This is a genomic window from Rhizobium sp. NXC14, from assembly GCF_002117485.1.
In the GTDB taxonomy this organism is placed as follows: domain Bacteria; phylum Pseudomonadota; class Alphaproteobacteria; order Rhizobiales; family Rhizobiaceae; genus Rhizobium.
The window spans coordinates 3,908,326-3,929,032 of the sequence record NZ_CP021030.1 but is presented as its reverse complement, the minus strand read 5'-3'; the positions used below and the strand labels follow the sequence as shown (position 1 = coordinate 3,929,032).

Below are 20,707 nucleotides of genomic sequence, written 5' to 3'. Positions count from 1 at the left end.
GATCGATGACCAGTATCGCAGCTTTCCTCTACCTCGTTTCCGGCGTTCTCTTCATTCTGGCGCTGCGCGGCCTCTCCCATCCGGCCACCAGCCGCAAGGGCAATCTCTTCGGCATGATCGGCATGGGTATCGCCATCCTGACGACGCTGGTGCTGGCGACGCCCAACTTCGGCGGGTTCGTGCTGATCATCCTCGGCCTTGCCATCGGCGGCAGCGTCGGCGCCTATGTCGCCCGCACCATCGCCATGACCTCGATGCCGCAGCTCGTCGCCGGCTTCCACTCGCTGGTCGGGCTTGCCGCCGTGCTGGTGGCTGCCTCGGCGCTCTATACACCAGCTTCTTTCCGTATCGGCGAGATCGGCCATATCCACACCGAGGCGCGCATCGAAATGGCGCTCGGCGTGGCGATCGGGGCGCTGACCTTCACCGGCTCGATCATCGCCTTCTTGAAGCTTGACGGGCGCATGTCCGGCAAGCCGATCCTGCTGCCCTACAGGCACCTGATCAATGCAACTCTGCTGGCGCTGATCGTGCTCTTCATCATCGGCCTTGCCGCGACCGAAAGCCATTTCGACTTCTGGGCGGTCGTGGCACTGTCGCTGGCGCTCGGTGTTCTGCTGATCGTGCCGATCGGTGGCGCCGACATGCCCGTCGTCGTTTCGATGCTGAACTCCTATTCCGGATGGGCTGCGGCCGGCATCGGCTTCACGCTCGGCAATCTGGCGCTGATCATCACCGGAGCGCTCGTCGGCTCCTCCGGCGCCATCCTGTCGTATATCATGTGCAAGGGCATGAACCGCTCCTTCATCTCCGTGATTCTCGGCGGTTTCGGCGGCGAGTCGGCGTCCGGCGGGACCGACACGTCAGACAGGACGGTCAAGCTCGGCTCCGCCGAGGATGCGGCCTATCTGATGGCCAATGCCTCGAAGGTCATCATCGTGCCGGGATACGGCATGGCGGTCGCTCAGGCTCAGCATGCGCTGCGCGAATTAGCCGATAATCTCAAGAAGAACGGCGTCGAGGTGAAATATGCGATCCACCCGGTCGCAGGCCGCATGCCCGGCCATATGAACGTGCTGCTGGCCGAAGCCAATGTTCCCTATGACGAGGTCTTCGAGCTCGAGGACATCAATTCGGAATTTGCCCAGGCCGACGTCGCCTATGTAATCGGCGCCAATGACGTCACCAATCCGGCTGCGCGCGACGACAAGACCTCGCCGATCTACGGCATGCCGATCCTCGACGTCGATCGGGCGAAGACCTGCCTTTTCGTCAAGCGCTCGCTTGGTTCGGGTTATGCCGGCATCGACAACACGCTGTTCTACAAGGACGGCACGATGATGCTGCTCGGCGACGCCAAGAAAATGACCGAGGATATCAACAAGGCGATCGCGCATTGAGCCGATGAGCCGCCCTTCGGGGCTGCTTTCTCATATTTCGCCCGGCACCAGCGTCATCTTCTCGACGCCGATCGCCAGGTTCAGCCCTTCCTGGGCCTGAACATTCAGAGGCTGCAGCATGAAAGCCTTATTGGTGCCGCCGGCGATCACTTTGGCGCCGGCGCCCGCACCGATGCTCGCATCAGCGCCGACTCCGTAATATTCGCCGGCAAGGGCGAATTGCGGCATATCGGTGCCGGTCTTTGCCAGGACCTGCCAGATCATCACGCTCTTGCCCGTCTGGCCGATATCGAGGCCGAATTTCTCGATTTTGCCGGCATAGACCGCCTTGGCGCCGCCGGCTGCCGGTGTATAGGTGCAGATGAGGTTCTTCTGCGAGGTGACGATCAGACCCTGACCGCCATCCGATCCGCAGACCAGACGGCCAAGCGTCACATAATTTTCCGCGCTCGCCGGGCTTGCCCAGGCAGCCGCGGTCAGAGCCGCGGTGGCGATCATCGTTTGCTTGAACATGGTCCTTCTCCTTGAAAACGACCTGTCCGAAACGGGTTGAGGTGGCGATTGTTCCTGGGTTATTCCCGCTCCAGCGTGGCGCGCTGGGCTATCAGTACCCATAACAGGCCTTCAGGTCGGAAATCGACCTGCACCGTGCCACGGAAGGCGGCAGCGGCATGCGCCTTGATGACGGTCGTGCCGAAGCCCGAGCGCGACGGCTCGGTGACCGCCGGGCCGCCGCGCTCCTCCCAGGTGAAGCGGAGCAGGGCATCCGGCTTGCCTTCGTCCCTAACATCGTGCCAGTCGAAGCGGACGCGCCCCTGCGGGACGGAGAGCGCACCATATTTCACAGAATTGGTGGCGAGCTCATGCAGGGTAAGGCCCAGGTTCTGCACCGCATCCGGCTTCAGGACGAAATCTTCGCCTGTGATTTCGATCTGGTCGCGCGATTGCGGGAAGGCCTGCAGATGGATATCAACGACCCGCCGGAGCGACACGCCTCCCCATTGCTCGCTCGTCAGGAGCTCTATTGAACGCGCCAGCCCCTCAAGGCGGTCGGCGACGGCAGCCTGAAAGGTTTCGACGCTGTCGGCCTGTTTGGCCAGCTGGCGCATCATGGCCTGAGCAAGCGTGAGAAGGTTCTTGGTACGATGGACGAGTTCATGCATGACGAACCGCAGCCGGTCCTCGGTCTGGCTGCGATCGAATGAGGCGTTCGAAAGAGCGATCGCCACCTGGTTCGCCTCGATGACGCTTGTTTCAACCGGTGAGACGATGTGGCCCTGACCCATGCGGTTCGCCATGTCGGCAATCTCGCGAATGGTGGTGCGGACCTGTCTCGCGACGGCATAGGCGGCCAGTACGGCAACGAGCACGAGGGCAACTCCTCCGATGATGAGGAAACGCCAGGTGCTGAGAATCGACGCCTGCGCCACCGGCCCCCAGATCACCGTCTTCCAGGACCAGCCGGGAATTTGTGCATAACCGAGAAGCATGTGCGGCAGGATCGTCTTGTCTTCGAACACGCCCCGGGAAAAACCGAGCGCCGGCAGGATGCGCGGATCGAAGGGCGTGCCGGGTTCGAGGGCAGTCGGGCCGGCGGCAACGACCACGTGACCACTTTGATCAAGCACAGCCGCCGACCATCCAGGGGCTAGAACCTGGGTCGTTACGAGCCGGCCGAGATCCTGGGCATCCTGTGTGATGATGAGGGCGGAAACGGGATTGTTCTTTCTCGGCAGGATGACATTGTAGACCCAGTCGCCGCTGGTTCTGCCGCGGACCACATCCGACGCTTCGATGCGACCGGATTTCATTGCGGCATCGAGGGCGGCGATGTTTGTCGTCTTTCCGAGCTCCGCGCCGAAAGGTCGGCGTGTGTTCAGCAGTTGCTGGCCAGTTGCGTCGACCGCTTGGACGTAGAGCGCATTGTTCCGCAGAGCTGCTTCCGTGCGCTGATGGAAAGAGGCGAGATCGCCGTTTTCGAGTTCCGGGGAGCTCGACAGCAGCCGCAACGTCGTCGCCATATCCTGAAGCTGGCGATCGATGATGCGCGACAGGGCAAGCGCGTCCTGCGCCGTCTCGCGCTTTAGCGTGGAGCGTTGGTTGTCCTCCAACTGCAGCAGAAGCAGCGTCACGAAGGCGAAGATCGGCAACGCGATCGCCACCGCCATGGCAACCAGATAGGTGCCGATCGAAGCTTTGGGAAAAAACAGCGCCACGATCTTCATTTATTGCGCGCCGCCGCCACAAGTCCCGATATTGCCGCGTCCTTTGTGCGTCTTGAAAGATGTGCGGCGCTGCTGTGCGCGCTGTCTGCAACAGTTTTCGTCTGCGGTCAGGAAAGCAAAGATCCGCATCTCTCGCAAACCGCCCTCAACATGTTTTCGCACACCCCGATAGCGGGCTATCGAAGCAGCCGCATGTTAGGGGGAGCAAAAGCAGGTTGCAACATCGTATAACATGCCACGGAAGACGGTGGCGGTTTTTCCGTCTCTCTTTTCAAAGCGATGCGGCGCCTTCATGACAGCTTATTCCGGCCACCCGTTGCTGCACGCGCACCGGGCCCGGTCATCGATAAAGCGGTTCTGCCGGAGATTTCCTGCAACGCCAAGGTTCTGGGCATCCGATGGCCCGGCCGCCCCAATTCACATACTTAGCCGGCTGGAGCGCCCACTCGGGCGAGACCATCGCGCGCCGGCTGGTATTTCGGGTCAAGCCCGACCGCATGGCGGTAGGAGCGGGCTGCCTTGGCCTTGTCGCCGCGACGTTCGTAGACAAGAGCCTGGTTGGCCCAGGATTCGGCGATATTGCCGTTGAGATCGATCGCGTGATTGAAATCGGCAAACGCGTTGTCGTCGTCATTCAGCGCGATGTAGGAGATGCCGCGGCCATTATAGGGCTCGGGCGAATTCGGGGCGAGCGAGATGGCCTTCGAGAAATCGTCGATTGCCTTATCCTGCTGATTGCGCTTCTGATAGATCAGGCCACGATTGTGATAGGCGCGGCCATCGGTCGTGCCGAGCTGGATCGCCTTGCTGAAATCGTTGAAAGCTGCATCGTCCTGTCCGGCCATGCGATAGACATTGCCGCGGCCGATATAGGCGACGTCGTAGCTCGGATTGATCTGCAGAGCGGCATTGTAGTCGGCAATCGCCTGCTGCTGCTGGCCCATGTTGCGATAGACGAGCGCGCGGTTGGCATAGGCCTGGAAGAAGCGCGGGTTGATCTGCAATGCTGTATTGAAATCGTTCAGCGCTTGGCGGAACTGGCCGCTGCGGCCATAGGCGGAACCGCGGACATTATACCCTTCGGGATCCCTCGGATTGGCGTTGATAACAGCCGTCAGCGACGCGATGTTCTCTTCCGAGCCCTGCGCCTTATCGATGCGGATTACGGCATCCGTCGTGTTGGTCGTCTCGCAGCCGGCAAGGCCGACCATGGCCGCCAGCGTCAAAGCCGGCAGGAATGCGGATTTCTGAAAGCGCCAGGCGCGGGACGGATTGAAGGTGGTATCAGCCATTCGGGCTCGCTTTCCCCATGCGGCATATCCGATTTCTGGATATGCGATCTTCAGCGGCAAACTAAAAAGGCGGCGGCGAACCCATCGCCCCCGCCACAATACATCTGAAAACGTCGAAAAAACGACGGCAACGCTTACCGTGCGACCAGGCCTTCGCGCTGGGCGCGCTTGCGGGCCAGCTTGCGAACACGGCGAACAGCTTCGGCCTTTTCGCGAGCGCGCTTCTGCGAAGGCTTCTCGTAGTAGTCGCGCATCTTCATTTCGCGGAAAATGCCTTCGCGCTGCATCTTCTTCTTGAGAGCGCGGAGAGCCTGATCGACATTGTTATCGCGGACAAGTACCTGCACGAGAATCACGTTCCTTTGGTTTGGTTGATGCCTGAGGCAGCGCAGCGCCAGGGGCAAAAATATAACGTTCGCGCGGCCGCGGCCTTGCGATTGGTGATGCGGGATAGCAGATCGAGTAGGGGAAGTCCAGATGGATATCGGCGGCAGTTGGAAAAATCATATCTGCCCGGCATCCTGTCTCAAGCGAGCCGCTTCCGGCGGGGCCTCGTCCAGGGCGGCGATTGCCTCCTTGAGCGCCGTCCTGACCCGGAGTCGATCGGCAGGCTCCAGCCGGCTCATATCCAGATGCAGGTCGAGACCCGAGAGATGTTCGCTGAGAACGCGGCTTTTGTGGTCGGCGCCGAGCCTCAGCCCGTCAACGGCATAGGGCACGACCTCGCGCTGGATGCCCTTCATGGTGATCTGCGGCAAGGGATGGGCGTCGACGATCTCGTTCACCAGCGCATAGGTTTCGTAGCTGATGACGATTTCTCCGCCCTGGGCGATCGACTGCAGCCTGGCTGCGAGATTGGCCTCCGCGCCGATGATCGTATAGTCCATGCGATCGTTGCTGCCGAAATTGCCGACGTTGCAATAACCGCTGTTGATTCCCATGCGCACGACGAAAGGTTCCTCGGTGCCGTTTCTGCGCCATCTGTCCTTGAGTTCGCCGAGGCGACGCTGCATGTCGACGGCCATGCGCAGGCAGGCTTTCGCATCTTCCTCCGGACCCTTCGTTTCCGGGTCGCCGAAGAAGACCAGCATGGCGTCGCCGATGAACTTGTCCACCGTGCCGCCATGGGCGAGGGCAATGTTCGACATTTCGGTGAGATATTCGTTGAGCATATCCGTCAGCGCTTCCGGCTGCAGCCGCTCGGTGGTCGCGGTGAAATCCTTGATGTCGGAGAAGAAAATCGTCAGGCGCTTGCGCTCTGTATGGACGACGACGTCTTTCTGTCCGCTGAAGATGCTCTTGTAGATCTGCGGCGAGAGATAACGTGAAATCTTCAGGGAAACGCTCGCCAGAAATTCGTTCGCCGCTTCGAGATCCCGGTTGGCGCCATGGATGGCGCGGGCCTGCTGGCGCTGCAGCAGAATGAAGCTGAGGCCGATGATGGCGACAAAAAGGAAATAGCAGAGCAGATATTTGAAGGCGAAGACGTTGCTTGCATAGGGCTGCTTGATGACCACTTCCTGGATGCCGCGCACATCGCCGACCTTCCAGTCGGTCTTCGGACTTTCCGGGTGGCTGTTGTGACAGGCAACGCAAGCCTGGCCCATGACGACCGGCGTGACGAAGCGCAAGGTATCGGTCAATCCGACGCGGGTGAGGTCGCTCAACGTCTGCTGTGGATTGGCGCGCAGTGCGACAAGCGCTCGTTTCTCGAAATCGTCGAGCTCGTGGGAAGCGCGACTTTTGAACGGCAGATCGGAGACGAAGCGGTATGTGATGTTGGCCTGCTGCTCTTTTATGACGTCGCCGAGTTCCAGCGAAAGTGTCGCCGGCAGCGGGATGGCGCCGGGGATATTGGCGTAGTTGTGGGACACGACCGTGCCTGCGGTCGCGCCGCTGGCGTGCGCGGCCAGAACGCGTCCGACGACATTGGCGGAATAGTAGGAGCGGATGCTCGATATCAGCGAGCTCATATCGCGCGCCTGGCGTCTGAGGGTATTTCCGGAGAGGTCGCTGATGTCGAGCCAGACGGCAAGCGGCAGTCCTGCAAGCATCGCCAGCACGACGACGATCAGCCAATAGCCGCTGCGGCGCACGGCGGTTTCGGAAATCACGGGAGCCCCTCACTCTTCCATATAAAAGCATTCGCGCTTCGCGCCGTTACAAGAACATTTCACCGCGCGTCCGACAAGATCGAAGCCGTGTCGTCCAAGCAAAAGCGTGGTCGAAACGACGGCGTCGCCAAATTTGAAGATGCCGTTGCGTCGACCGGCGGGAAGCGGAAGGCTGGAAAGCGAAAAGAAGCGTCGGGGCGCATGAGTGAATGGCGTCCGGGCAGAAAGCGGCGTAGCCTGTCGTTTGGGAGAGGGGCACCGGTTGAGATGATGACGCGCGTGCAGCAAATCGGTGTCGTTGTCGGACTGGTGATCGTGGCTGCGCTGACGATGCTGCGGGCAGACGATCCCGGGATCTTCAAGCTGATCCGTGGGGTGACCTTCGACGAGTACCAACGCCTGCTTCCGCGGACATTCGAGCCCATGCCGGTCCATGTGATCGACATTGATGAGGCGTCGCTGCGCGAGTTCGGCCAATGGCCGTGGCCACGGGACCGGTTGGCCCTGCTGGTGGACCGGCTTTCTGACATGGGCGCTGCGACCATCGCCTTCGACGTTCTCTTTTCAGAGCCGGACCGGCTGTCGCCGCGCAACGTCGTGCGCGAGGTGGCGGGGGTTGATCCGTCCCTGGCAGAGAAGCTTCCCGACAATGACGAGATCTTTGCCCGCTCGATCTCCGGCAAACCCGTCGTGCTCGGTTTCGGCCTTTCCAACGAGGGCAGTTACCGGCCGCCTGTCAAGGCTGGTTTTGCTTTCACCGGGGAAAGCCCCGTCTCGGCTCCGCCCTATCTTGCGGCATCGACGCCGCTCAGGCCGCAATTGGAAGCAAATGCCGCAGGGCTCGGCCACATCAGCCTCAATCCCGGCAATCCTTCGCCGGTGGTGCGGGCGGTGCCGTTGTTCCTGACCGACGGCGTGCAGCTCTATCCCAATCTCGCGGTCGAGGCGCTGCGCGTCGCGCAAGGTGTATCGACGTATGTATTGGCCGGCGCGACCGATCGCGCCGGCGTGATGACATCGGCAAAGATCGGCGATTTCGTCGTGCCGCTGACGGCGGCGGGCGAATTTTGGCTCTATGTCAGCCCCGACCGAGCCGAGCGCTATATCTCCGCCCGCCAGGTGCTCGCCGCCGGAGGCGCCTCTCCCGAGATCTCCGCCGCCATTGACGGCAGCATCGTCTTCATCGGCACCTCGGCGGCAGGCCTGCAGGACATCCGCGTCACGGCGCTCGGCGAGAACGTTCCCGGCGTTTCGATGCATGCGCAGGTCGTCGAACAGATTCTCTCCGGCCGTTTCCTGTCGCGGCCCGACTGGGCGGACGGGCTGGAAATTCTCACGATCGCGGTGCTCGGATGCCTGCTCGTCGTGGTGACGACCTTCGTCAGTCCCGCCGTCGCACTGGTCTGCGGCCTGCTCATTACCGCAATGGCGCTCGTGGCCTCCTGGCTCTCCTTTCTTTATGCGGGGCTTCTTCTCGATCCATTGGCTCCGATCGTCAGCGGATCGGTTATCCATTTTGCCGCAACCTCGTTCCGCATTCTGGTGATCGACCGGGAAAGGCGCGAGGTGCGGCGCGCCTTCGGACATTATCTTTCTCCGTCTCTGCTGCATCGCATCGAGCATAACCGCGATGCCTTGCGCCTCGGTGGAGATGACCGGGAACTGACGGTAATGTTCGTCGACGTCAGGAACTTCACTGAAATCAGCGAACGGCTGGCGCCGACTGATGTCGTTGCCTTCCTGAATACATTGCTCGACGCGCTGAGCCGCCATGTCGTGGCTAACGAAGGTACTCTCGACAAGTTTATCGGTGATTCGATCATGGCATTCTGGAATGCGCCGGTTGATGTAGCGGATCACGAAATCAAGTCGGTTCGCACGGCGCTCGCCATGCGCGAGACACTCGCCGAACTGAACGCCGGCGACGCCTTCGGCTTCGGACCCGATCAGGAGGTCGGCATCGGCATCGGCATCCATACAGGCGTTGCCTGTGTCGGCAATATGGGCGCCAAAACCCGCTTCAACTATTCGGCTGTCGGAGATGCGGTCAACGTCGCGGCCCGCATCGAGTCGTCCTGCAAGGAGGTCGGCTTCGATATCCTCATCTCCGACAGCACGGCTCGCTCCGTGCAGGGGATGGCGGTGATCGAGGCCGGCGCCCTCTCGCTCAAAGGGAAGAGCAGCCGGACGCAGATCCTTGCGGTCGTCGGCGATGAACGCGTCGCAGCATCCCAAGAATTCGCCGCGCTCGAGCTCGCCCACAAGCAACTGATGCAGGCCCTGCAATCGCACTCGCGGAACAGCCGGAAGCTTATCGGCGCGTCAAAGCTCAGGGCCGTGCAAGTGCTCGGCGGTCTGGCGGAATTCTACGAGCGTGTATCGGGCAGGACCGATCATTTTCGCGAAGTGCCGAGGGCGGTCGAAGAGAGCGCCGCAGACTGACCGGCCTCAGCGACCGAGATTGAAATCGCGGCTCCTATGGTGGTTCCGATCATTGTCACCATCACCAGCACCATCATGATCATGATGGTGATCGCGACCTCCATCATGCTGGCGGTCGTGCCCCCGATGATCCAGACCGTGATTTCCCGGCTTGCCGTCCTCGTCATGCCGGCCATGACCCTCATGCTTATCGGGCCTGTCCGGCTTATCGTGGTCGGGTCTATCATGATGGGGCTTGTCGTGGTGCGGCATTTCCGGCTTCTGCGGTCGCTCCTTTTGTGGCTCGGCCTCTCTCTGTGGCGGATCCTGTCTTTGCGGAGCGGGTGCAATTGCCGGCGGCGGCCGGTCTCGTTCGCTTCTTTCCGGCACCAGCGAAGCCATATTGCATCCGCCGAGCAGGCCGAGGCCACCCGAAAGCCGCTGGTTGCCGGAGAGGAAGGGCAGAGCGCGCTCGTTTCCAAGCTTCTGGAGGACGTTACGCTCCACTCGTCGGGCCGCCGTCATGTCGCCGTTCGGTTTGGCGATAACGCAGTCGCAGCGTTGCTGCAGCTGCCGGCAGCCGCCGGGGCCGCAGAAGCGGGCCGCGCCGTTCAACAGGACGACGGCGGTGGTGCCGTCAGGGCCGACATAAAAATCGAATGCGGTGCCGCGCACGCCGATCGTGCCTGCAGGCGTCAGAATTTGATAGGCCGAGGACTTCGAAGTGCCGCTGACCCAGCGGAAGGTCCCCTTGGCGGCCTTGATGGTGAGTTGCCTGACCGATTGGGTGTCGTCGAAAACATATCTGTCGATGACGACGGAGGACCCCCAGCCGACCGCAAGTTTGGTGCCGTCTCTAAATACAAACTGGCCCAGCCCAGACTGCGAAGTCTTGATGCGTTCGTCGCGGTGAACGCTTGTGTTGACTTCGATCGGGCCTGCTTGTCCAGTCACCTCGGTCTTGATGACCACAGCCTGGCCGACCGGCTCGGCGGCAGTTGCCAGCCGGAAGCCGCATAGCGCAATGAAAAGCGCCTGGAATAAAAGCCGCCCCCGTATGCACATGATACACCAATTCCGGCAACGGGGAAAAATTAACATCATACTAACTGCTTGTCTTTTCACCCTCTTGGGCTAGTCAGGTCTGCCGCCAAAGGGAAGGCCGGACCTTCGCAAGATCCTGCAGGATGATGTTCGTTTGAGTTTGGGAAGCGGCGCTTAACACCATCGCAAATTGCTCAGTTTTCGACACGATGTCGTTCAGTGTCAAAAGTGAAGCTCTCGCGCGTCGCAAAACAGCCGTTGTGCCGCATTTGGATTTGCGATTTGTATGGGCGCGAGTACAGCCCTTGCCCGAAGGAGAAGAAGGCGGATGCGGAAATATTCGGTTTTTGCCGTGGCGCGGGAGGCCCTTCGCGGCCACAGAGGTTGGGAGAAGCAGTGGACTTCGCCGGAGCCGCGCGCCGAATACGACGTCGTTATCATCGGCGCTGGCGGACATGGCCTGGGAGCCGCCTATTATCTTGCGAAGGAGCACGGCATCACCAATGTGGCGGTGCTCGAGAAGGGCTGGCTCGGCGGCGGCAACACCGGGCGCAATACCACCATCATCCGTTCGAACTATCTCTATGAAGAGAGCATGCACATTTACGAGCATTCGATGAAGCTCTGGGAAGGGCTTTCACAGGAGCTCAACTACAATGTGATGTATTCGCCGCGCGGCGTGATGATGCTCTCGCACAATATTCACGACCAGCAGTCGTTCAAGCGACACATCCACGCCAACCGGCTCTACGGCATCGATAATGAATGGCTGACGCCGGAGCAGGCCAAGGCTTATTGTCCGCCGCTCGACATCTCCGCCAGCGCGCGCTATCCGATCAACGGTGCAGCACTGCAGCGTCGCGGCGGCACGGCGCGGCACGATGCGGTGGCTTGGGGATATGCGCGCGCAGCCTCCGATCGAGGCGTGCACATCATCCAGAACTGCGAAGTGACTGGTATCCGGCGCGGTCCTGACGGACGGGTGACCGGGGTCGAGACCTCGCGCGGCTTCATCGGCGCCAGAAAGGTCGGCGTATCGGCCGCGGGCCATACCTCGACAATCATGAAGATGGCGGATGTGCGCGTGCCGCTGCAGTCGAGCCCGCTGCAGGCGCTGGTCTCCGAGCCGCTGAAGCCGATCTTCCCCTGCGTCGTCATGTCGAACACGGTGCATGCCTACATCTCCCAGTCCGACAAGGGCGAGCTCGTCATCGGCGCCGGTACCGACCAGTATAATTCCTATTCCCAGACCGGCGGGTTGCAGATCATCACGCACACGCTCGACGCCATCTGCGAACTCTTTCCGATGTTCCGGCGCGTGAAGATGATGCGGCAATGGGGCGGCATCGTCGACAATACGCCGGACCGTTCGGCGATCCAGTCAAAGACGCCGGTTCCCGGGCTTTACGTCAATTGCGGTTGGGGCACCGGCGGCTTCAAGGCAACGCCGGGCTCGGCCAATCTCTTTGCGCACCTCATCGCCCGCGATGAAGCGCACAAGTTCAATGCCGGCCTGACGCTGGAACGCTTCCGCAGCGGCCGGCTGATTGATGAAGCGGCGGCTGCGGCGGTGGCGCACTGATGATGAACGTGTTCGCTCAGACGCTCGCTTCTTTCGTTATTCACGCCCTCATCCGCCTTGAAAGCACCTTCTCCCTGCTGAGGAGAAGGGGAGGAGAAGGAAATCTCACATGCTGCTGATCCATTGCCCTTACTGTCAGGAAGAGCGTTCCGAGCTCGAATTCCGCGGCGCGGGTGACGCGCATATTGTGCGGCCCGCTGATATCGCCTCGGTCTCGGACGAGGAATTTGAAGAATACTTCTTCCTGCGCGACAACCCGAAGGGGCTGATCTTCGAACGCTGGCGGCATATTCACGGCTGCGGCCGGTTCTTCAACGCGGCGCGCGATACGGTGAGCGACAAGTTCATCATGACCTACAAGGCGGGCGAGCCGAAGCCGCGGATCGGTGCAGAGGCCGAACAGCATAGCCCTGTCGAGACCTATGAAGCGGTGGAAGGAGAGGCCCAATGAGCGGTGCTAATCGTATCGCCGGGAAGGGGCGTCTGACGCCTGCAAAGACCGCGCGCTTCAGCTTCGACGGCAAGAGCTATACGGCGCTGGAAGGCGATACCGTCGCTTCGGCGCTGATCGCCAACGGCATTCATCTCGTCGGCCGCTCGTTCAAATATCATCGGGCTCGCGGCATCCTCTCGGCAGGCGCCGAAGAGCCGAACGCGCTGATCGATGTCGCGCGTGACAAGGCGCGCAAGCAGCCGAACGTCCGCGCTACGGTGCAGGAAATCTTCGACGGCATGATCGTCCAGTCGCAGAACCGCTGGCCTTCGCTTGCCTATGACGTTGGTGCGGTCAACAACCTGATGTCGCCGTTCTTCGCCGCCGGCTTCTACTACAAGACCTTCATGTGGCCGCGCTCCGCCTGGAAACATGTATACGAACCGTTCATCCGCCGCGCTGCCGGTCTCGGCGTCGCGCCGACGGAAGAAGATCCGGACCATTATGCCAGCCGCTACGCCCATTGCGACGTGCTGGTGGTCGGTGCCGGGGTGGCCGGGCTTTCGGCGGCGCTGGCCGCGGCCGAGACCGGCGCCAAGGTGATCCTCTGCGACGAGCAGGCGGAAGCCGGCGGTGCGCTGCGCTACGATGCCGGCATCAGGATCGACGGACAGGATGGTTACGCCTGGGCGCAGAAGACCGTGGCGCGGCTGAAGGCGATGGACAATGTCGAAGTGCTCACCCGCACGACCGCCTTCGGCTACTACAACCATAATTTCGTCGGCCTTGCCGAGCGCGTCACCGATCACATGGCCAAGCCCTCCCGTGATCTGCCGCGCGAGCGGCTGTGGCAGGTCCGGGCCAAGCGGGTGATTCTCGCAACCGGCTCGATCGAGCGGCACATGGTATTTCCCAACAACGACCGGCCCGGCATCATGCTCGCCTCGGCGGGGCGGATGTACCTCAATCATTACGGTGTCGCCGTCGGAAACAATGTCGGTATCTACACGGCGCACGACTCTGCCTATGAGGCGGCTTTCGATCTCAAGCGGGCCGGTGTTTCGGTCGCCGCCATCGTCGATTGCAGGCAGGCGCCGGGTGCTGCAGTGCTGGCGGAGGCGCGTGCACTCGGCATAGATGTTCTTACCGGCCAGTCGGTCATCAATACGGCGGGGCGGCTGCGCATCTCATCGATGACAGTAGCGCGCAACGGCGGCGGTTCGCCGCGCAAGATCCCGGTCGATGCGCTTCTGGTTTCGGCCGGCTGGACGCCATCCGTGCATCTGTTCTCGCAGTCCCGCGGCAAGGTGGCCTTCGAAGCGGAAAGCCAGCGTTTCCTGCCCGGCACCTATGCGCAGGATTGCCTTTCGGTCGGCGCCTGTAACGGCACCGACGACCTGCAGCGAACGGTCGAGGAATCGCTTGCCGCAGGCGAACTGATGGCGCAGGCCGCGGGCAAGAGCGGCGGCGGGAAAATCACGATTTCGGCCGAGCAGCCCTATGACTGGACGGGCGGGATGATCGGCGCTGCCGAAGGCGCCGGACCGAAGACGAACGCCAAGGCCTTCATCGATTTCCAGCATGACGTCTGCGCCAAGGATATCCGCCTTGCCGTGCGCGAAGGCATGCATTCGATCGAGCATATCAAGCGGTTTACGACCAACGGCATGGCCTCGGATCAGGGCAAGCTTTCGAATATGCATGGCCTGGCGATTGCCGCCGAAATGCTCGGCAAGGAAATCCCGCGGGTCGGTCTCACGACTTTCCGCGCACCCTATACGCCGGTGACCTATGGTACGCTGATCGGCCATTCACGCGGAAAGCTGTTCGATCCGACGCGCAAGACGCCGCTGCACGACTGGGAAGAAGCGCATGGCGCCGTTTTCGAGGATGTCGGCAACTGGAAGCGCGCCTGGTTCTATCCGCGCTCGGGCGAGAACATGCACCAGGCGGTCGCGCGCGAGTGCCGGACGGCCCGCGAGTCGGCAGGCATCTTCGATGCCTCGACGCTCGGCAAGATCGAGGTGGTAGGCCCGGATGCGGCGAAATTCCTCAATCTGATCTACACCAACGCCTGGGATACGCTGAAGCCCGGCAAGGCGCGCTACGGCATCATGACACGTGAGGACGGCTTCGTTTATGACGACGGCGTCGTCGGGCGTCTGGCAGAGGATCGTTTTCACGTGACGACGACGACAGGCGGAGCGCCGCGTGTTCTCCATCACATGGAAGATTACCTGCAGACGGAATTCCCCGATCTGAAGGTGTGGCTGACCTCGGTGACCGAACAATGGGCTGTCATCGCCGTCCAGGGACCGAAGGCGCGCGAGATCGTCGAGCCTCTCGTCGAAGGGGTCGATCTTTCCAACGAGGCCTTCCCGCATATGAGCGTTGCCGAGTGCACGGTCTGCGGCGTACCGGCGCGGCTCTTCCGCGTTTCCTTCACGGGAGAAATCGGTTTCGAAATCAACGTGCCGGCCGACTACGGCCAGTCGGTGCTCGAAGCGGTCTGGGCCAATGCCGAACCGCTCGGCGCCTGCGTCTACGGCACTGAGACCATGCACGTGCTCCGCGCCGAGAAGGGCTATATCATCGTCGGTCAGGATACGGACGGGACCGTGACCCCGGACGACGCGGGCGTCGCCTGGGCCGTTTCGAAGAAGAAGAAGGACTTCGTCGGCATTCGCGGACTGCAGCGGCCGGACCTCGTCAAGGAGGGACGCAAGCAGCTCGTCGGCCTCATTACCAAGGATCCGAAGTTGGTGCTCGAAGAAGGCGCGCAGGTCGTCGCTAGCCCGAACGAGCCGAAGCCGATGACGATGCTCGGCCATGTCACATCGGCCTATTGGTCGGAAAATTGCGGCAGGTCGATCGCCTTCGCTCTGGTCGCCGGCGGCCGGGCGCGGATGGGCGAGACGCTTTATGTGCCGATGCCGGACCGGACGATCGCCGTCGAAGTGACGGATCTGGTATTCTTTGACAAGGAAGGAGGCCGCATCCATGGCTGATGTCGCAATTCGCAAGCCGGCGCTGGCCGGCCGTCTCGGCGGCTCCGCCACTGTGCGTCTGGCCGTCGCACCGCCGGCAAGCCGCGTGGCGCTGCGCGCGCCGGCGGGGTCGCTCAAAGCACTTTCTTTGGCTCTCGGCCTCTCTGTGCCGACCACGCCGAAGACGTCCGGCCGCGCCGGTGCGCGCTCGGCGCTCTGGCTCGGGCCGGACGAGTGGCTGTTGATCGATGAGGCCGGTGGCGATCTGATGGCAGCATGTTCCAGCGCCGGCGCGCTGCATTCGGCGACTGACGTTTCCCACCGCAACGTGGCGGTCATCGTCTCCGGGCCGGGTGCTGAGGCGACGCTTGCGGCCGGCTGCCCGCAGGACCTGTCGCTGTCGTCCTTTCCAGTCGGCGCGGCCTCGCGCACGGTCTTCGGCAAGGCGGAGATCGTACTTTTCCGCACGGAAGAAGACACGTTCCGGGTGGAGTGCTGGCGGTCGTTTTCCGATTACGTCTTCGGGCTGCTGGCCGAGGCGGCGGAAGATGCCGGACATTGAGATCGCGACAATTTTGCTCAGGGATAGAGAATGCTGCACCATGCTTCCCTCGGCGTCTCCGATATCGAGTGGTCTGCGGCATTTTACGATGCCGCTTTCGCCGCGCTCGGTTATGTCAGGGTCTGGGACGACATCAGGCCGGGGCAGGTAGGGCAGGCGGTCGGCTATGGCCTTCCTGGCGGCGGGGACAAGTTGGCGATCAAACATCGGCCTGATGGCCAGCGTCCGCCGCGTTCGGGTTTTCATCTAGCCTTTGCCGCACCAAGTCACCAGGCGGTTGACGGATTTCATGCGGCGGCAATCGCGCATGGCGGCCGTGACAACGGCGCTCCAGGTCTGAGGCCCCACTATGGCGAGCATTATTATGCTGCCTTCGTAATCGATCAGGACGGACATGCTCTCGAAGCGGTGATCAACTCACCGGAATAACAAGAGCCGCGATTGCCTACGCGTCTTCCGGGCGGTCCTTGGGATCGAACTGGATGATGGTGATCCATCTTGCCGTCAGCGCCGGCTTCTTCTCGTTTTCGATTTCGATCGTCACGTCATAGGTGGTCATCAGCATGCCGCCGCCGCGGAAGCGGGCGTCGGAGAGCAGGAAGCGGCCGCGAACACGGGCGCCGCTCCTGACGGGGGTCATGAAGCGGACCCGGTCGAAGCCGTAGTTGATGCCCATGCTCTGCTCGCGCACCCTCGGCAGGCAGTTGTAGTTCATCGCCGACAGCAGGGACAGCGTCAGGAAACCATGGGCGATCGTGCCGCCGAAGGGGCTTTCAGCGGCGGCGCGCTCGGGATCGACATGAATGAACTGATGGTCGTCGGTCGCCCCCGCAAAGGCGTCGATCATTGTCTGATCGACGGTGATCCAATCCGAAAGACCCGTTTCCATGCCGATCAATCCCCGCACGTCGGAGAGTGAAATTTCCGTGACCATGAATTCCTCGTGAGAAAAGCCGCCGGGCAAAGCCTTATCGTGCATTCATGACGATTGCGACAAGGATTTGAGTGAGTTGGGTGAGGCGATCATTTTTCTACGAAAAAGGCGACGGAGCGTGGCTCGACGGTCACGCTGGCACCGGCCTTCTTCGCTCCCTCCGGCGTCAACTGGCGCCAGCCCGGCTCATTCTCTGACGGGAGCGTAAAGAGCTGGCGGCTCTCGGAACGATTGAAAAGCACGGCAAGCCGGGTCTGTTTGCCGCGCGAGGAGCGGTCGCCTGTGGTAAGCAGCATGCCGAGGGTCGAGAGCGACGGAGTCTCCCATTCCGTAACGGTCATCGGTTCTCCGGAGAGTGAGATCCATTCGACGTCGCCGTTGCCGGAAAGGAAGCCCGTTTCGGAAAAGACGGTAAAGCGGCGGCGCAGTCCTGCGACGAAAGCGGTATGGGCGACGAGATCCTCGTTCAGCGCCTTCCAGTCCAGCCAGGTGATCTCATTGTCCTGGCAATAGGCATTGTTGTTGCCGCGCTGGCTGCGGCCGCCCTCGTCACCCGCCGTCAGCATGATGCTGCCGCGGGTGGCAAAGAGCGTCGAGATCAGCGCCATGACGTCGTTGATCCGGCGCTTGCGGATACTGGGATAGAGGGTCTCGCCTTCGACGCCGTTGTTCCAGGAATGGTTCTCGTTGTGACCGTCCCGATTGTGCTCGCCGTTGGCGTCATTGTGCTTGCCGGCATAGGAGACGAGGTCGATCAGCGTGAAGCCGTCATGGGCGGCGAGGAAATTGACGCTGCGCGTCTCTTTGCCGTCGTTGCGGGAGAAGATGTCGGAGGAACCGGCAAGCGCCGTTGCGAGCGAGCCGGTCTTCCATTGGTCGCCACGCCAGTAACAGCGCAGATCGTCGCGAACCCTGTCATTCCATTCGAGGAAGGACGGCGGGAAGTTGCCGAGCTGGTAACCGCCCGGACCGATATCCCAGGGCTCGGCGATCATGATGCGGTCGGCAAGCAGATCATCGGCAAGGATCGCAGCGAGCGTTCCGCCGTCGCGCTCGAAGCCGCTCGCGGTGCGGCCCAGCACCGGGGCGAGATCGAAACGGAAACCATCGACGCCGGCGTTGAGCACGAAATGCCGCAGGCTGTCGATGGCGAGGCGCCTGACCTCGGGATGGTCGCAGGCGATCGTGTTCCCGGTACCGGTGTCGTTGATCAGTTCGCCGGGGCTGTTTCGGGCGTGGCGGTAATAATGCAGGTTGTCGAGGCCGCGCAGCGACAGCGTCGTGCCATAGCGGTCGCTCTCGCCGGTATGGTTGAAGACGAGATCGAGGATGACGGCGATGCCTTCGGCATGGAGAGCGGCGACCGTCCTGCGCAGTTCCGCCATGCCGCGGGGGACAATCCGCGGATCGAGCGCCATTAGGCCGACGGGGTTATAGCCCCAGCCGTTTGTGAGACCGAGCGGCGGCAGATGGCGCTCATCGATCCAGGCGGTAATCGGCATCAGTTCGATGGCATCGACCCCGATCCGCTTCAGATGCGCGATAACGGAGGGATGGGCAAGGGCTGCGACCGTGCCGCGTTCGGCTTCCGGCACATCGGGGTGAAGGATGGTGAAGGGCCGCACCGCCACTTCATAGATAAAACCGCCCGGTTTGAAGAGCGGCTTGTCGATTGCGGCTGGGGTGTCGGTGGTGACGATCGCCTTCGGCATCAGATCCTGGCTGTCCTCGCCGTAGAGCCCGAGGCGGGGATCGTAGCGGAACGGCCGGTCGATTTCCTTGGCGTAGGGATCGATCAGCAGTTTGGACGGGTCGAACCAGAGGCCGTTGTCGGGCGCATAGATGCCGTCGGCGCGATAGCCGTAGCGGGCGCCTTGACCGAGGCCGTCGACGAAGAGACGATGGATGTGGTTGCCATCGCGGGTCATCGGTAGGCGCGCAAATTCCCTGTTGCCGTCACCGTCGAAGAGGCAGAGTTCGATCTGCGCGGCGTGATGCGACCACACGGCAAATTCGACGCCGCTCTCGAAGACGATCGCACCCCGCGCCGAATTGCTGTCCTGCATGTCCCGCCCCGGATCAGGTGATCACGGTTGGCTCATCGCGTCCCGTGCGCTCACGAATGCTGGCAATGCTTTCGGCGGCCGCAATCAGATCGGCGAGCGCTTCCTGCGTTTCGATGTTGTGACGAGTCGAATCCGGCTCGTAGCGCTCGATATAGACGCGCAAGGTTGCGCCAGACGTGCCGGTGCCGGAGAGACGGTAGACGACGCGGGAGCCGCCCTCGAAGAGCACGCGGATGCCCTGATGCTCGCTCACCGACTTATCGATCGGGTCGTGGTAGGCGAAGTCGTCGGCTTTCTCGACCTTCAGGCTGCCGATGTTCTTGCCGGCCAAGGTGGAAAGCTGGCTGCGGAGATTGTCCATCAGGCCATTCGCCGCGTCGGTGTCCAGGCCTTCATAATCGTGGCGCGAGTAATAGTTGCGGCCGTAGGTCTGCCAGTGCTGGGTGACGATGTCGGCGACGCTCTCGCCGCGCACGGCAAGGATGTTCAGCCACAGCAGCACGGCCCAGAGGCCATCCTTCTCACGGACGTGATTGGAGCCCGTGCCCGAGCTTTCCTCACCGCAGATCGTCGCCATGCCGGCGTCGAGCAGGTTGCCGAAGAATTTCCAGCCGGTCGGCGTCTCATACATGCCGATGCCGCGCTTTTCGGCGACGCGGTCGGCCGCGCCCGATGTCGGCATCGACCGGGCGATGCCGGCGAGACCGCCGGAATAGCCGGGGGCGAGATTGGCGTTGGCGGCAAGGATCGCCAGGCTGTCGGAAGGGGTGACGAAGATGCCGCGGCCGATAATGAGGTTGCGGTCGCCGTCGCCGTCGGACGCGGCGCCGAAATCGGGGGCGTCCTCGCCCATCATCTCATCGAAGAGTTCCTTGCAGTGAACGGGGTTCGGATCGGGGTGATGGCCGCCGAAATCCGGCAGCGGCATGAAATTGCGCACCGAACCGAGGGGAGCGCCAAGACGATTTTCGAAGATTTCCTTGGCGTAGGGTCCGGTGACGGCGCTCATGCCGTCGAAGGCGATGCGGAAACCGAGGCTGATCAGATTGCGGATGGCGCCGAAATCGAACAGTTCTTCCATCAGCGCGGCATAGTCCTCGACCGGGTCGATGACCGAGAGGATCATGCCGCCGGGAAGCTCGTCCTTGCCGATGCGGTCGAGATTGACGTCGGCGAAATCGGCGATCTTGTAGCTGTCGATTGTCTTGGAGCGCGCATAAATCGCGTCGGTGATCTTCTCCGGCGCCGGGCCGCCATTATTGATATTGTATTTGATGCCGAAGTCTTCGGTCGGGCCGCCGGGATTGTGGCTGGCGGAGAGGATGATGCCGCCGAAGGCCTTGTACTTGCGGATGATGTGGGAGGCGGCCGGCGTCGACAGAATGCCGCCCTTGCCGACCATGACCTTGCCGAAGCCGTTGGCAGCGGCCATCTTGATCGCCTTCTGGATGACTTCGCGATTGTAGTAACGTCCGTCGCCGCCGATGACGAGGCACTTGCCCTGATAGCCTTCCAGCGAATCGAAGATCGCCTGGATGAAATTCTCGGCATAATTCGGCTGCTGGAAGACCGGAACCTTCTTACGCAGACCCGACGTGCCGGGTTTCTGGTCCAGATAGGGCGTGGTGGGTACGGACTTGATCATTT

16 protein-coding genes are annotated in these 20,707 nt (G+C 61.9%); 7 read left to right on the top strand and 9 right to left on the bottom strand.

Going from position 1 to position 20,707, the window contains the following annotated elements; genetic code table 11:
- Window positions 1–5 precede the first annotated feature (5 nt).
- The gene (locus tag NXC14_RS19205) at window positions 6–1,400 is read left to right on the top strand and encodes an NAD(P)(+) transhydrogenase (Re/Si-specific) subunit beta (RefSeq protein ID WP_085779486.1); all 1,395 of its coding nucleotides are present in this window, start codon (window positions 6–8) and stop codon (window positions 1,398–1,400) included.
- 30 nt (window positions 1,401–1,430) lie between these two features.
- On the opposite strand, the gene NXC14_RS19200 is transcribed toward NXC14_RS19205, so the two are convergent.
- The 5 genes from NXC14_RS19200 to NXC14_RS19180 all read right to left on the bottom strand — a co-directional run bounded on the left by NXC14_RS19200 (window position 1,431) and on the right by NXC14_RS19180 (window position 6,971).
- The gene (locus NXC14_RS19200; protein WP_085779485.1) at window positions 1,431–1,913 is read right to left on the bottom strand and encodes a DUF992 domain-containing protein; all 483 of its coding nucleotides are present in this window, start codon (window positions 1,911–1,913) and stop codon (window positions 1,431–1,433) included.
- A 59-nt stretch (window positions 1,914–1,972) separates the two neighbouring features.
- Window positions 1,973–3,625, bottom strand: coding sequence for a sensor histidine kinase (locus NXC14_RS19195; protein WP_085779484.1), 1,653 nt, complete (start codon window positions 3,623–3,625; stop codon window positions 1,973–1,975).
- Window positions 3,626–4,050: 425 nt separating this feature from the next.
- A complete protein-coding gene (locus NXC14_RS19190) occupies window positions 4,051–4,917 on the bottom strand; it encodes a tetratricopeptide repeat protein (RefSeq protein ID WP_085779483.1) in 867 nt (288 codons plus the stop codon).
- A 134-nt stretch (window positions 4,918–5,051) separates the two neighbouring features.
- A complete protein-coding gene (gene rpsU, locus NXC14_RS19185) occupies window positions 5,052–5,264 on the bottom strand; it encodes a 30S ribosomal protein S21 (protein ID WP_003585885.1) in 213 nt (70 codons plus the stop codon).
- Between the two features lie 156 nt (window positions 5,265–5,420).
- The gene (locus NXC14_RS19180; protein ID WP_245362168.1) at window positions 5,421–6,971 is read right to left on the bottom strand and encodes an adenylate/guanylate cyclase domain-containing protein; all 1,551 of its coding nucleotides are present in this window, start codon (window positions 6,969–6,971) and stop codon (window positions 5,421–5,423) included.
- A gap of 330 nt (window positions 6,972–7,301) precedes the next feature.
- Here NXC14_RS19180 and NXC14_RS19175 point away from each other — a divergent pair, with 330 nt between their 5' ends.
- The gene (locus tag NXC14_RS19175) at window positions 7,302–9,473 is read left to right on the top strand and encodes an adenylate/guanylate cyclase domain-containing protein (protein WP_085780197.1); all 2,172 of its coding nucleotides are present in this window, start codon (window positions 7,302–7,304) and stop codon (window positions 9,471–9,473) included.
- Window positions 9,474–9,479: 6 nt separating this feature from the next.
- Here NXC14_RS19175 and NXC14_RS19170 read toward each other — a convergent pair whose 3' ends face one another.
- Window positions 9,480–10,517 carry a FecR domain-containing protein gene (locus NXC14_RS19170; RefSeq protein ID WP_085779481.1) on the bottom strand — a complete coding sequence of 346 codons (1,038 nt, stop codon included), beginning with the start codon at window positions 10,515–10,517 and terminating at the stop codon, window positions 9,480–9,482.
- A 307-nt stretch (window positions 10,518–10,824) separates the two neighbouring features.
- On the opposite strand from NXC14_RS19170, the gene NXC14_RS19165 reads away from it, so the two are divergent.
- From NXC14_RS19165 to NXC14_RS19145, 5 genes are all read left to right on the top strand, one after another.
- A complete protein-coding gene (locus NXC14_RS19165; protein ID WP_085779480.1) occupies window positions 10,825–12,078 on the top strand; it encodes a sarcosine oxidase subunit beta family protein in 1,254 nt (417 codons plus the stop codon).
- 109 nt (window positions 12,079–12,187) lie between these two features.
- Window positions 12,188–12,529 (top strand): sarcosine oxidase subunit delta, encoded by a 342-nt coding sequence (locus tag NXC14_RS19160; protein WP_085779479.1) that lies wholly within the window; start codon window positions 12,188–12,190, stop codon window positions 12,527–12,529.
- Window positions 12,526–15,519 (top strand): sarcosine oxidase subunit alpha, encoded by a 2,994-nt coding sequence (locus tag NXC14_RS19155; protein ID WP_085779478.1) that lies wholly within the window; start codon window positions 12,526–12,528, stop codon window positions 15,517–15,519. Before NXC14_RS19160 ends, NXC14_RS19155 begins: the two co-directional genes overlap by 4 nt.
- Entirely contained in the window at window positions 15,512–16,060 is a 549-nt protein-coding gene (locus tag NXC14_RS19150; RefSeq protein ID WP_085779477.1) for a sarcosine oxidase subunit gamma, read from the top strand. The genes NXC14_RS19155 and NXC14_RS19150 overlap by 8 nt, the downstream gene beginning before the upstream one ends.
- 30 nt (window positions 16,061–16,090) lie before the next feature.
- Window positions 16,091–16,489 (top strand): VOC family protein, encoded by a 399-nt coding sequence (locus NXC14_RS19145; RefSeq protein WP_085779476.1) that lies wholly within the window; start codon window positions 16,091–16,093, stop codon window positions 16,487–16,489.
- 16 nt (window positions 16,490–16,505) lie between these two features.
- Here the strand turns inward: NXC14_RS19145 and NXC14_RS19140 are convergent, their stop codons facing one another.
- From NXC14_RS19140 to NXC14_RS19130, 3 genes are all read right to left on the bottom strand, one after another.
- Entirely contained in the window at window positions 16,506–16,994 is a 489-nt protein-coding gene (locus tag NXC14_RS19140; RefSeq protein ID WP_085780196.1) for a MaoC family dehydratase, read from the bottom strand.
- 89 nt (window positions 16,995–17,083) lie between these two features.
- Window positions 17,084–19,060, bottom strand: coding sequence for a glycogen debranching protein GlgX (gene glgX / locus NXC14_RS19135; protein WP_085779475.1), 1,977 nt, complete (start codon window positions 19,058–19,060; stop codon window positions 17,084–17,086).
- 13 nt (window positions 19,061–19,073) lie between these two features.
- A complete protein-coding gene (locus NXC14_RS19130; protein ID WP_085779474.1) occupies window positions 19,074–20,705 on the bottom strand; it encodes an alpha-D-glucose phosphate-specific phosphoglucomutase in 1,632 nt (543 codons plus the stop codon).
- Window positions 20,706–20,707: the final 2 nt, after the last annotated feature.

What these genes read in the sequence shown, in the direction of transcription:
- NXC14_RS19190 (WP_085779483.1), bottom strand. Translation starts at nt 4,917, where the DNA reads ATGGCTGATACCACCTTCAATCCGTCCCGCGCCTGGCGCTTTCAGAAA.
- NXC14_RS19155 (WP_085779478.1), top strand. Translation starts at nt 12,526, where the DNA reads ATGAGCGGTGCTAATCGTATCGCCGGGAAGGGGCGTCTGACGCCTGCA.
- NXC14_RS19195 (WP_085779484.1), bottom strand. Translation starts at nt 3,625, where the DNA reads ATGAAGATCGTGGCGCTGTTTTTTCCCAAAGCTTCGATCGGCACCTAT.
- NXC14_RS19175 (WP_085780197.1), top strand. Translation starts at nt 7,302, where the DNA reads ATGACGCGCGTGCAGCAAATCGGTGTCGTTGTCGGACTGGTGATCGTG.
- NXC14_RS19205 (WP_085779486.1), top strand. Translation starts at nt 6, where the DNA reads ATGACCAGTATCGCAGCTTTCCTCTACCTCGTTTCCGGCGTTCTCTTC.
- NXC14_RS19165 (WP_085779480.1), top strand. Translation starts at nt 10,825, where the DNA reads ATGCGGAAATATTCGGTTTTTGCCGTGGCGCGGGAGGCCCTTCGCGGC.
- NXC14_RS19130 (WP_085779474.1), bottom strand. Translation starts at nt 20,705, where the DNA reads ATGATCAAGTCCGTACCCACCACGCCCTATCTGGACCAGAAACCCGGC.
- NXC14_RS19160 (WP_085779479.1), top strand. Translation starts at nt 12,188, where the DNA reads ATGCTGCTGATCCATTGCCCTTACTGTCAGGAAGAGCGTTCCGAGCTC.
- NXC14_RS19145 (WP_085779476.1), top strand. Translation starts at nt 16,091, where the DNA reads ATGCTGCACCATGCTTCCCTCGGCGTCTCCGATATCGAGTGGTCTGCG.
- NXC14_RS19200 (WP_085779485.1), bottom strand. Translation starts at nt 1,913, where the DNA reads ATGTTCAAGCAAACGATGATCGCCACCGCGGCTCTGACCGCGGCTGCC.
- glgX (WP_085779475.1), bottom strand. Translation starts at nt 19,060, where the DNA reads ATGCAGGACAGCAATTCGGCGCGGGGTGCGATCGTCTTCGAGAGCGGC.
- NXC14_RS19150 (WP_085779477.1), top strand. Translation starts at nt 15,512, where the DNA reads ATGGCTGATGTCGCAATTCGCAAGCCGGCGCTGGCCGGCCGTCTCGGC.
- NXC14_RS19180 (WP_245362168.1), bottom strand. Translation starts at nt 6,971, where the DNA reads ATGCTTGCAGGACTGCCGCTTGCCGTCTGGCTCGACATCAGCGACCTC.
- NXC14_RS19170 (WP_085779481.1), bottom strand. Translation starts at nt 10,517, where the DNA reads ATGTGCATACGGGGGCGGCTTTTATTCCAGGCGCTTTTCATTGCGCTA.
- NXC14_RS19140 (WP_085780196.1), bottom strand. Translation starts at nt 16,994, where the DNA reads ATGGTCACGGAAATTTCACTCTCCGACGTGCGGGGATTGATCGGCATG.